Raw genomic sequence first — 10,713 nt, forward strand, 5'->3', positions numbered from 1 at the left:
TGCGCCGGGACCGGCGGCACCCGCGCGGGAGAGACGGCGCAGGCGGCCGCGGAGGTAGCGGAGGCGCGGTATCTGGACGCGGGCATCCTGGAATTCGAGACGGGCATAAAAGAAGCGGAGGTCGAAGAGGGCGAAGTCTTCCGCGAGGTGCGCAAGGCGGAGGCGCTGTACTTCCCCTGGCAACTGCGGCAGGCGATGGAGCGGACGGAGGCCTGGCGCAATGTGTGGATCGTTCCCGCCGAGGCGGTCACGGACCTGCGGGTGGAAGGCACGATCCTGGCGTCGGACGGCGCGGAACTGGTGCTGGAGATCGCCGCCGCCGATGCCGCCGGCCGCAACTGGCTGCGCAAGAAGTACCGGGGCAAGGCCGCCGCCTCGGACTACACCCCCGCGAATACCCGCCGCCCCTTCGAAGATCTCTTCGACGAGATCGCCCGGGACCTGTTGCGGGCCCGCGACGCGCAATCGGCGGCGGCCTTGAAAGAGGCCCGCTACGCCGCGGAACTGCGCTTCGCCCGCTCCTTCTCCGAGGATGCCTTTGCCGGCTACCTGGAGGAGAAAAGAGGCCGCTACCGGGTAACGGGCCTGCCGGCGGAGAACGACCCCATTTACCAGCGGGTGTTGCAGATCAAGGAGCGCGACGACCTGTTCCTGGACACCTTGCAGGGCTACTACGACCACTTCGCCGGCGGTATCGAGACGTCCTACACGGACTGGGCTCGGCAGAGCGAGGTCGAGGTTGCCGCGCGCTCCAAACAGAGGTCCAAGACCTTGCTGCAGGGCGTGCTGAGCGCCTTGGCCATTGCCGGGGGCATCGCCCTCGACTCCAAGAACGATACGGCGAGGACGGTATTGATAGGCGCCGGCGCTTATGGCGCCGTCAAGACCGTGGAGAGTTACCAGCAGTCCAAGATCCACGACGAGGCCCTGCGCGAGTTGGGCGAATCGCTGGAGCTGGAGCTGCAACCGCAGGTGGTGGAAGTGGAAGACCGCATCGTGACTCTCCAGGGCTCGGTAACGGAGCAATATGACCAGTGGCACGGCATTTTGAAAGAGATCTATTTTGTCGAGCGCGGCGCGCCGGGAGGCCCCGCGGCGGCAGCGGAAAGCGTCCGGCAATAGAGTGGCCGGCGCTGTTGCTTGTCGCCGCGCTGGCGCCGGCGCCGGCGCCCGCCCAGGCAACCGGGGCGGAGTTCCAGGAACGGATGTCGCAGGCGCTGGACGCTCTCGCCGCCGAGCGCTGGCCCGATGCGAGCGCCCGCCTGGAGCAGGCGGCGCAATTGAAACCCGAAGACCCGCAGGCGCGGCAATTGCTGCGCTACGCCCGGGAGCGGCAGCGCGCGCGGCAAATCCTGGCGCTGCTGTCGCAGGCGCGGGCGGCGGAGGAGACGCAGGACTGGCGCGCGGCCCTGCGACTCTACCGGGAGGCCCAGGCGCTGGACGCCTACGTTGCAGAGGCGGCAACGGGCGCGCGCCGGAGCGCGCCCTACGTCGCGGCGCAAGAGGCGCTGGCCGAGCTGCTTGCGGAGCCGAAAAAACTTTTCGACCCCGTCAATCGCCGGCGGGCGCGGCAGCTGCTGGACGCCATGGAACGGGACCGGCTGGAAGGCCGGGAGCTCGCCGCGGGCCGCGAGGCGCTGCAAGAGCGCCTCGCGCAGGCGGAGACGCCGCAACTGGTCTATCTGAGTTCCGACGGTCAATCCGAGGTATCCATCTACAAGGGCGAGACACTGGGGCGCTTCCAGGAAAAGCAGTTGCGCCTGAAGCCCGGCAAGTATGTCGCCGTCGCCCGGCGCGACCGCTACCGTGACGTGCGGCGCGATTTCTGGGTGTTGCCGGAACGGCCGACCCGCTTCGACATCCGCTGCAAGGATCCGATTTGATGAGCGATGAGCCGCGGGAGAAATTTCGCTATGACGAGATCGAGCCTCATCCCTACCGGTACCGGCAACGGGCGTCCCTGGCCTCCGCGCTGTCTTGGAGCAGCCTCCGTCCGGGCCACCCCTCGCCCGGCGCCGGCGGCTGGCCGCGCCGGGCCGCGAAACTCGCGGCAGCCCTGGCCGTCCTGGCCGGCTTGTTGCTCCTGGCGCAGAATGCCCCGCGCCCGGTCGCGTTCCGGCTGGCGCCCGAGACGGCGGAGGTCCGCATCCGGGACAGCCTCCACCTGTCCATAGGCGAAGACAGCCGCCTGATGTTCCCCGGCGCGCACGAGGCGACGCTGTCCGCCCCCGGTTACGAGGACCGGAGCGTGCGTTTCGAGGTGGCCGGGAAGTTCGCGCCGTGGTTCGACGCGCAGGTCTTCGCATGGCGCCTGGTTCGCCGGCCGGGCCACCTCGATATCGCCCTGATCCCCGAAGTCTCGGCCGAGGCGCTGCTGGACGGCGCCGCCGCCGGGCCGTTGCCCGGATTCATTCGCGACATCCCGGCGGGGGCTTACCAGTTGGAGATCCGGGCGCCGGGATACCTGCCTCACCGCCGGCAGCTCGAGGTGGAGGGCAAAGACATTACCCAGCAACTGTTGGTGCGGCTTGAGGAAGATCGCAAACCGGCCGCGCCGGAGCAGGCGAAGGAGAAGCGGCCGGCGCCGAAGCCCGCCCGCGCCGAGCTGCGCCTGGCCTCCGACCCCCCGGGCGCCGCCGTGAGCGTTGACGGCCGATACCGCGGCGCCGCGCCGTTGCGCCTCTCCCTGGAGGCGGGCAAGGCGCACCGGCTGCTGCTGCTGAAACCCGGCCACCGGGCGGTGACGAAGACCATTCGCCCGGGGGCGGGGCAGGAAGCGCTCACGGTCTCGCTGCCGGCGCTCGCGGGCCTGGTGGCATTCGATCTGCAACCGAAGGACACCGAGATTTGGGTGGCCGGGCGCCGCATGAGGCCCGACGCGCAAGGCCGGCTGTCGCTGCCGGCACGGCAACATGAAATCGTTCTCAAGGCGCCGGGTTACGCCGACCAGACGCATCATGTGACTGCCAGCGCGGAGTTGGCGAAGATCGTCCGGGCACGGCTGCTTTCCAGGGCCCGGCAGCAGGAATTGCGGCGCGGGGAGCAAGAGCGCAAGAACGGCTTCGAGTTTTTGCCCTTCCGCCCCGCCGGGGACTTCGCATACAAGACTACGCGCCGCACGCACAAGGTGCGCCTGGACCGCCCCTTCGCCATCGCCAGGACCGAGGTGAGCAACGAACAGTTCAAGCGCTTTAAGAGCGGGCACTCGTCCGGCGACTTCAAGGGGCACAGCCTGGATGGCGCGGCGCAGCCCGTGGTCAGGGTCTCCTGGCAGGAGGCCGCTCTCTACGCCAACTGGCTGAGCCGGCAGTTGCAGGTGGCGCCCTTCTACCTGGAGGCGGGCGGCCAGGTCACGGGCTTCGACCCGCGTTCGGCGGGCTACCGTCTGCCCACGGAGGCGGAGTGGGTATGGGCCGGCGGCGCGCAAGACGCGCGCGCGTATCCCTGGGGCGACAGCCTGCAAAAGATTCCCTCGCGCTCCGGCAACTACGCCGACAAGAGCGCCCGGGCGCTGCTGCCCGTCACGCTGTCTCACTACAACGACGGCCAGGCGGTCAGCGCCCCGGTGGGCAATTTCCGGCCCAACGCCAGAGGGCTGCACGACCTGGGCGGCAACGTCGCCGAATGGCTGCACGATGTCTTCCTGACCAAGATCGCGCCGCGGCTCGAGGGGGCCGCCGACGCGCAGGTCAATCCCCTGGGGCAGCAAAGCGGGCGCTTTCACGTCATCCGGGGCGCCGGCTGGAGCGACGGCTCGGACAAGAAGCTGCGGCTCTCTTACCGGCAGTACAATAGCGACGGCGACAAGGCCGTGGGCTTCCGCCTGGCGTATTACCTGCCGCCGCCCGCCGCCGCGGCCGAGGAGGCGGCGCCGGGCCAGTGAATTTTATGGACAGCGCATCCTGAGCGCGCCCTCTGAGCGCACCTTGGGGGCGCCTCCGGGTTTTTCGCTGGCGCAGGGGAATCGAGGGAACGCAGACACCGGAATATGGAGGAGAAATGGCGAAGGTAAAAAAGAAAGGCAAGGGCATACTGGAGATACTGGGGGCGGTTCTGGTGGCGGTCGCGCTGCTCGCGCTCTATGGCTGGGAGCAGTACCGGACATCGCCTTTCCTGGATGTCTTCAGGGGAGAAGAGTGGAAGACGATTTGCGAGGGCGAGGGGCGGATGTACCGCCTGCACTCGACCAGCGGGCGCCGCAAGCGCCAGGACGGCAGCCGAACCGCCAAAGACCATAACCGGGGGCTGCGCTTCCTCGGCGCGGACGGGGAAATCCTGTACCGTACCGGACGCTACGACCTTCGCTCCCTGGAGCAGGATGGCGTGTGGCGCTTCCAGTACAGCCCGGAGGATACGCGGCTCGTCGGGCGCAAGGACCAGGCCGCGGTCCTGCACGGAGACGAACTGACTTTCGAGATCGGCGGCGATCTCCTTCAGCTGGTCGTCGTTCGCAAGGAGGCGCCCCCGCTGCGCCTGCCGTGCGTACCCATGCAGGTGGGAATGTTCGAGAGATTTCTGGGAGGCTGAACCGGCGCCGGGTACGGGCATAGCCGCGATTGCAGTCGGATTTATGCGGGAAAAAAAGCCAAAGCGATATGGGACGGTACTATTATTCATTCTCGTCTTGTTCATTATGTGGATATGGGAGGGGCAGCTCGCCAAGGGTTACGAGTGGGAGACGGTTTGCCAGGGCGAAGGGCGGGTGTATCGCCTGCGCTCGACCGACAGGGGCTGGCTCAAGGGCAGCGGCAACGGTTACCGCCGGGAGTTGTATTTTCTAGGCGCGGACGGGAAAACCCGCCACTACACCAATCGCTACGTGTGGCGCTCCCGGCAACAGGATGGCGTGTGGCGCTTCCGATACAATCCGGAAGAGGAAATCTTCTTCGGGATCGAAGACCCGGCCGCGGTCCTGTACGGAGACGAGCAAACGCTCGAGATCGCGGTGTCCCTGGAGCGGATGTTTCTGGTTCGCAAAGCGGCGCCCCCTCTGAACCTGCCTTGCGTACCGAAGAAAAGGCCCAAGTATGAAGCCCGTAACTGAGGGCAAAAAACGGCAAAGGCGGCGGCGGGCTCGCGCGTTGCGCGGGGATGCCCCCGGACTTACGGGGGCAAAGAAGGCAAAGCGATATGGGATCGGCGTTGCCCTGCTCCTTTTGCTCGGCGGTTGGATATGGGATGGCCTTTCCGCCAAGCTTGCCGAAGAGTGGGAGACGGTTTGCCAGGGCGAAGGGCGGGTGTACCGCCTGCGCTCGACCGACTGGAGCTTGACCAAGAAGAGCGGTCAAAATTTCAACCGGGCGTTGCATTTTCTAGGCGCGGACGGGAAAACCCGCTACTACACCGAGCTCTACGTGTGGCGCTCCCGGATACGGGACGGCGTGTGGCGCTTCCGGTACAATCCGGAAGATAAGCGGCTCTTCGGGGTCAAGGACCAAGCGGCGGTTCTGTACGGAGACGAGCGAATGTTCGAGATCGCGGTGTCCCTGGAGCGGATGTTTCTGGTTCGCAAAGCGGCGCCCCCTCTGAACCTGCCTTGCGTACCGAAGAAAAAGTACTCTCGTGACGACTGAGGGCGCCCGTAAAAAATGGCAAAGGCGGCGCCGGCCCCGCGCATTGCGCGGGGATGCCCTCGGATTTATGCGGAAAGGGAAGGCAATGCGATATGGGATCGTCGCGCTCCTGTTTTTCGTCGGTCTTATTTTGGAGAAGGTGCTGGTCTCTAAGGGTTACGAGTGGGAGGCGGTTTGCCGGGGCGAAGAGCGGGTGTACCGCCTGCGCTCGACCGACTGGCACTGGCTCAGGCGAAGTGGTGCAGATCATCGCCGGGCGTTGCATTTTCTAGGCGCGGACGGGAAAACCCGCTACTACACCGATCGCTACGTGTGGCGTTCCCGGAAACGGGACGGCGTGTGGCGCTTCCGGTACAATCCGGAAGATAAGCGGCTCTTCGGGGTCAAGGACCAAGCGGCGGTTCTGTACGGAGACGAGCGAATGTTCGAGATCGCGGTGTCCCTGGAGCGGATGTTTCTGGTTCGCAAAGCGGCGCCCCCTCTGAACCTGCCTTGCGTACCGAAGAAAAAGCACAAGCATTATGACTGAGGGCGCCCGTAACCGTAGCGAGGCGAGCCCGGATATTGCACGAAGGGGGTAAAGAAGCGCGTGATTTCACTGAGACGAATGCGCGGGTGCGCCGTTTTCGGCCCTCACCCTCGGTCCCTCTCCCAAAGGGAGAGGGAAGCGAAGAAAGGGCACCCTCTTCCCCCTCTCCCTCCGGGAGAGGGTTGGGGTGAGGGTAAAATCCGGCGCGAACGAATACTCGGGGACGCTCGTTCAATATCCGGGCGAGAAGGAATGGCACAGCGTAAAGCGGCGCGGCGAATATTGGGCGGGGCGGCGGCGCCCCTAGGCGCCCTGGCGCTCGCCGTTGCCTTCTCCGCGGCGGTTTGCTGGACGCCTGCCCCGGCCGCCGCCGCCCCGGCCGCCCCCGCCGCCGACGATACGGCGGCCGGCGCGGCGGCGGAAAAAAGGCCGGCGGCAAAACCGCCGCCGCGGCCGCAAGCGAAACCGCCGGCGGCCAAAACGCGGCCCGCGCCGGAGCCGGCGCGAATCGTCCCCAGCGAGGAGATCGAAGTGGAGACCCCGGTCGCCTTCCCCGCGGACATCTGAAGGGGCGCGGCGTTGCGGAAGCTGTATCGGGCCGCGATGGAGCACGAGCTCCGGTATCAGCTGGCGGCGTTGATCGCCGCCGCTGTCCTGGTGCACGTGTGCTACGAAACCTGGGTGCGCCCCGTCGCCGCACAGCAGCTGCAATGGCGGGAGAGCGGCGCGGGCGCTGCGCCGCCAATGGGCCGGGCAGCCGTGATCGTCAAGGACTATGAGCAGGAAATCTGCCTGATCGCCATGCTCTGGGCGCTGGCCATCATGTTGCTCAAGGCGGGGACCTTGCGCTACTCGCGGCGGCTGTTCGCCGTCAAGGGCAGGGGCGGCCAGGCGAACTTCCTGGAGACGCGCGAAACGGACATTATCCTGCCGGAGGCGAAAGACCTGGACCGGTACCGGGAGATCCTGGACCGCGCCAAGGCGCTGGGCTACCGCGCCACGGTGCTGTACAAGGCGGCGGCGGCTTCCCTGGATCGCTTTTTCACGACCTCCCGCGTCCCGGAGGCGACCCTGGCGATGCAGCAGATCTGCGAAACGGAGGCCGAGCGCCAGGAGACCGGGCTGTCCATGGTGCGCTACTTGATCTGGCTGATCCCCTCCGTGGGCTTCATCGGCACGGTGCGGGGCATCGGCGCCGCTTTGGGCAAGGCCGAGCAGGCGGTGCAGGGCAACATCGGCCCGGTGACGGAAAGCCTGGGCGTCGCCTTCAACTCGACTTTCGTGGCGCTGGTCATCAGCGTCGTGATCATGCTCTTTCTGCACAAGCTGCAAGAGGCGCAGGAGACCTTGATCCTGGATACCCAGGATTTCTGCAACGATCACCTGTTGCGCTACATGAGGGAAAAGATCCCCGGCGCCTGAAAGCGCCCGGCATCATGGCCGCCCCGGAGCGAAGCGCAGCGACCGCGGTGCTGCAAATCGGCAGTTGCTTCCTGAGCCTTGCCCCGCCCCGCGAGCAGGAGTGGCGGCACAGTCCCTGCTACGCTTCCCTGGAACAAGGCAAGTGGCGGGCGGGAGACGCGGAGCGCTTCCAGTTCCACACGGAAGAGTCGTCCGGCGACAGCGACAACACGTACTTCGCGGAGTGCAAGGTCAAGAAACTGCACCAGCGCCCCTCCGACGCCCAGAGCTCCCTGGACCTGGTGTACCTGCACCTGCGCGATTTCCTGGAGCGCCCCCCCGAAGACGGCGAAGCCCTGCTGGTTCTGGTCTCCGCGGCTTACGAAAAGGAGCAGCTGCGGCACCTGCTGGGAGTCCTGCAGGCCCTGGCGCGTCCGCCGCTGGCCCTGTTGCAGACGCCGCTGGCGTACAGCGCCCTGCTGCCCGAGGGAGACTACGCGATGCTCGAAGTGGGGCTGCGCCAGGCCGTGCTGACCCGGCTGGAGATCGCGGACGGCGCGGCCCGCCTGCGGGACTCGTTCCGGTGCGCGGGCCTCGGGTTGCCGCAGCTGTGCGAACAATGGTTCCGGATCATAGACGCCGAGTTCCTGAAGCGCCGCTACAATGCCCGCCATGACTCGCGCAACAAACGAACTTTGTTCCGGCAGATCATCGAGAATCTGCGGCGCGACTCCAGCGAACTGCGCCTGGAGTTGGACGGCATCGAGGTCGCCGTGGCCAGGGAGCGCTTCGCGGCGCATCTGCCGGAAGGCGCGCAACAGTGGTTGGCGGGCCGCAAGTGCGTACTGCTGCCCTCCCCCGGCATATCCCTGCGGCGGGTATTCCCGCAAACGGAAGCGTTGCCGGTCCTGGACCGCGGCCGCCTCGAGGCGCTGCTGCACAGCGAGCCGTTGCGCGGGCTGTCGGCTGGCGCCGCCCCGGAACCCCGCGGCGCGGTAAGGCAGTACCGCGAAATCCAGCACCCGCAGGCGCCCCCTCGGGCGCAGTAGCGGCACGGCGCGCGCTCATGGCAAGGAAACGGCGCGACGCAAGCTCCTTCGGCCTGGCGTTCCTGGATGTTATGTCCTGCGGCCTGGGCGCGTCCGTGCTGATCTTTCTGATCGTCAAGCACAACACCTCTGTGCAGGCGCTGGAGGCCGACGCGGCCGATGCCGCGCGCGCCGTGCCGCAAGAGGCCCGGCGGCAACAACTGCAACGGGAGATAGAAGAACGCGCCGCGCGGCTCGCCTTCCTGGACCGGCGCCTGTCCGAATTGAAGCGGAGCGTAGCCGACACGCAGCGGCAACACGCCGGCTCGCTGCAAGAGATTGCCGGGCTGCTGGCGGAACGGGCGCCGGCCGCCGCCGCCGGCGCGGACGGCCTCGATGCCCTGAAGGAGCGGTTGCGGCAACGGCAGGCGGCCCTGCTGAAGGCGCGCGCCAGCGGCGCCCAGCGCAAGAAAATCGAGGGCGAGGGCAAGCGCCAGTACCTCGCCGGCCTTACCGTGCGGGGCAAGCGCATTCTGATTTTGTTTGACCGTTCCGCCAGCATGTCGGACACCAGCGTCGTGAACATCATTCGGCACAAATTTCTGCCCGAGGCGCAACGGCGCGCGACCCCCAAATGGCGCTGGGCGTCGTCCATTCTGGAATGGCTGCTGGCGCACCTGCCTCCCGACGCGCAGTACCAGCTGATCGGCTTCGACGAACGGGCGGCGCCGGTACTGGGCGCGGCCCGCAAAGGCTGGCTGCCGGCCCGGGACCGGGAAACGCTGGCTGCCGTCTCCAGCGCCGCCGGGCAATGGCTGCCTGAGGGCGGCACCAATCTGGAGGCGGCGTTCCAAAGCGTCGCCGACATGTCTCCCGCGCCCGATGCGATCTACCTGGTTACGGACGGGCTGCCCACCAAGGGCGCCAGTCTCTTCAAGAGCGCCCGCGTCAGCGGCGAAAAACGCATGCAGTTCTTCCAGCAGGCCGTGCAGAAGTTTCCCCCGCGGGCGCCGGTCAACGTGATCCTGCTGCCGATCGAGGGAGACCCCGCCGCGCCGGAGGCATTCTGGAGGCTGGCGCAGGCCAGCGGCGGACGCTTCCTGGCGCCTTCCGGCGACTGGCCGTGAACGGCCGGAACGGCAGCTGGGCCGGGGAGGCGAACCCTGAGGCCAGAGACATGAGGCTATAGACATGAGAATCCGGGCATGAAACGCGCGCGCCGCCGGACGGAGGGCAACAACCTGTCTTTTCTCGATGTCGTCAGCTGCGGCTTCGGCGCCATCGTCCTGCTGATCCTGATCGTTAAGCCGGAGACGCCCGGCGAACTTCCGCTCCCTGCCCCGGTGGAGGCCGTCGCGGAATTGGCGGCGCGCCTGGCGGCGTTGCAGGCAGAACAGCGGTCGCGGGAACAGGCGCTGCGCCGCCAGGAGGACGCGCTGGCGGCGGCGCGGGAGCAAGCGGCGGCCGCCCGGGCGCGCGTCCGGGCGCGCGTCCTGGAGCAAAGCAAAGCCGCCCGCCAGGCCGAGGTCGCCACGATGACGCAAGACAAGATCAGGAAGCGCCTGGAGGCGGCCCTGCAAGATCTGGACGAGGAGATGCGGCGCCTGCGCCTGCAACCCGACGACGACGCGAAGGTCGGCGGCCTCCCGGTGGACAGCCGCTACATCGTTTTTATCGTGGACACCTCCGGCAGCATGAAGCAGCGCGCCTGGCGGCAGGCGGAGGAACAGATGATCGCCATCCTGGATGCCTATCCCAAGGTCGAGGGCATCCAGATCATGAACGACATGGGGCAATACATGTTCGATCAGTACCGAGGCCGCTGGATCCCGGACACGCCGGCGCGCCGCAAGGCCATTGTGCGGCACTTCCGCACCTGGTCGCCGTACAGCAACTCCAGCCCCGTGGAGGGCATCCTGGAGGCCATTCGCACGTACTCTTCCCGCTCCCGCAAGATCAGCCTGTATATATTCGGCGACGAGTTTAGCGGGCCGTCCGGCCAGGCGGTGATTGACGAGGTGGAGCGGCTGAATTTCTCCGGGGGCAAAGGCCGGCGCCGGGTGCGGATTCATGCCCTGGGCTTTTACACCGGCGCCGGGGCCACGGGCCAGCGCTTCGCGGCGCTGATGCGGGAGTTGACTTACCGCAACGGCGGCACGTTCATCGGGTTGTGAATGCCGGA

The 10,713-nt window shown here is 67.2% G+C and carries 12 protein-coding genes; all 12 read left to right on the forward strand.

From position 1 onward, the window contains the following. Positions 1 to 1,122 (forward strand): hypothetical protein (locus OXU43_05045; GenBank protein MDD9824517.1); only part of this gene is annotated, 1,122 nt, incomplete at its 5' end. A 14-nt stretch (positions 1,123 to 1,136) separates the two neighbouring features. Further along, entirely contained in the window at positions 1,137 to 1,883 is a 747-nt protein-coding gene (locus tag OXU43_05050; protein ID MDD9824518.1) for a hypothetical protein, read from the forward strand. Further along, positions 1,883 to 3,883 (forward strand): SUMF1/EgtB/PvdO family nonheme iron enzyme, encoded by a 2,001-nt coding sequence (locus OXU43_05055; GenBank protein MDD9824519.1) that lies wholly within the window; start codon positions 1,883 to 1,885, stop codon positions 3,881 to 3,883. Before OXU43_05050 ends, OXU43_05055 begins: the two co-directional genes overlap by 1 nt. Before the next feature lie 116 nt (positions 3,884 to 3,999). Further along, a complete protein-coding gene (locus OXU43_05060; GenBank protein MDD9824520.1) occupies positions 4,000 to 4,527 on the forward strand; it encodes a hypothetical protein in 528 nt (175 codons plus the stop codon). A 97-nt stretch (positions 4,528 to 4,624) separates the two neighbouring features. Beyond that, the gene (locus OXU43_05065; protein MDD9824521.1) at positions 4,625 to 5,044 is read left to right on the forward strand and encodes a hypothetical protein; all 420 of its coding nucleotides are present in this window, start codon (positions 4,625 to 4,627) and stop codon (positions 5,042 to 5,044) included. Then, on the forward strand, positions 5,028 to 5,573 hold the full coding sequence (locus OXU43_05070) for a hypothetical protein (protein ID MDD9824522.1): 546 nt from the start codon (positions 5,028 to 5,030) through the stop codon (positions 5,571 to 5,573). Before OXU43_05065 ends, OXU43_05070 begins: the two co-directional genes overlap by 17 nt. A gap of 85 nt (positions 5,574 to 5,658) precedes the next feature. Next, entirely contained in the window at positions 5,659 to 6,102 is a 444-nt protein-coding gene (locus OXU43_05075) for a hypothetical protein (protein MDD9824523.1), read from the forward strand. Between the two features lie 252 nt (positions 6,103 to 6,354). Beyond that, entirely contained in the window at positions 6,355 to 6,669 is a 315-nt protein-coding gene (locus tag OXU43_05080) for a hypothetical protein (GenBank protein ID MDD9824524.1), read from the forward strand. A gap of 36 nt (positions 6,670 to 6,705) precedes the next feature. Next, on the forward strand, positions 6,706 to 7,524 hold the full coding sequence (locus OXU43_05085) for a MotA/TolQ/ExbB proton channel family protein (protein MDD9824525.1): 819 nt from the start codon (positions 6,706 to 6,708) through the stop codon (positions 7,522 to 7,524). Positions 7,525 to 7,538: 14 nt separating this feature from the next. Further along, on the forward strand, positions 7,539 to 8,552 hold the full coding sequence (locus tag OXU43_05090) for a hypothetical protein (GenBank protein ID MDD9824526.1): 1,014 nt from the start codon (positions 7,539 to 7,541) through the stop codon (positions 8,550 to 8,552). Positions 8,553 to 8,569: 17 nt separating this feature from the next. Continuing rightward, entirely contained in the window at positions 8,570 to 9,658 is a 1,089-nt protein-coding gene (locus tag OXU43_05095) for a VWA domain-containing protein (GenBank protein ID MDD9824527.1), read from the forward strand. Positions 9,659 to 9,736: 78 nt separating this feature from the next. Next, positions 9,737 to 10,705 (forward strand): VWA domain-containing protein, encoded by a 969-nt coding sequence (locus OXU43_05100; GenBank protein ID MDD9824528.1) that lies wholly within the window; start codon positions 9,737 to 9,739, stop codon positions 10,703 to 10,705. Positions 10,706 to 10,713 lie beyond the last annotated feature (8 nt).

The organism is Gammaproteobacteria bacterium, assembly GCA_028817255.1.
GTDB lineage: Bacteria > Pseudomonadota > Gammaproteobacteria > Porifericomitales > Porifericomitaceae > Porifericomes > Porifericomes azotivorans.